The 376-nt window shown below is 73.4% G+C and carries 1 protein-coding gene; it reads right to left on the bottom strand.

The features are described from left to right. Window positions 1-39: 39 nt before the first annotated feature. A complete protein-coding gene (locus tag IG99_RS43690; protein WP_037684617.1) occupies window positions 40-258 on the bottom strand; it encodes a hypothetical protein in 219 nt (72 codons plus the stop codon). Window positions 259-376: the final 118 nt, after the last annotated feature.

The raw sequence follows: 376 nt of genomic DNA on the forward strand, positions 1-376 counted from the left end.
CCTGCCTGTGGACGGACGCCTGATCATGCTGCGGGTGTGCTACCGGCGACTGCCGCGCCCCCGGTGGTAGGCGGTCCGGGTGGCCTGGGCGGAGGCGTGCGCTGCTCGCCGCCGATCTCGGTCCAGGTCGGCAGCCACGGCCGCCAACTCCGCACGGATTTCGGCGGCCGTGGCCGGTGGGCGGCCGGTGGCCTCGATGTGCTCGCTGATCAGCGTGTCGACCAGCGCGGTGAGGTGGTCAAGACGTGGGTCGGTCATTGGCCCATCGTCGCGCGCCGGTCGGCCCAGTGCTCACGCACTGCTCACGCTGGGAGCACTGGGGCGTGCCTGCGGCCCGCAGTCCCTGCGCCGTCATCGGGCCACCGCCGCGTAGAGC

The sequence above is a fragment of the Streptomyces griseus subsp. griseus genome (genome assembly GCF_000720255.1).
Lineage (GTDB): Bacteria > Actinomycetota > Actinomycetes > Streptomycetales > Streptomycetaceae > Streptomyces > Streptomyces griseus_I.

Bases quoted from the DNA above. Each gene is read 5' to 3' on its own strand.
- IG99_RS43690 (WP_037684617.1), bottom strand. From the start codon at position 258: ATGACCGACCCACGTCTTGACCACCTCACCGCGCTGGTCGACACGCTG.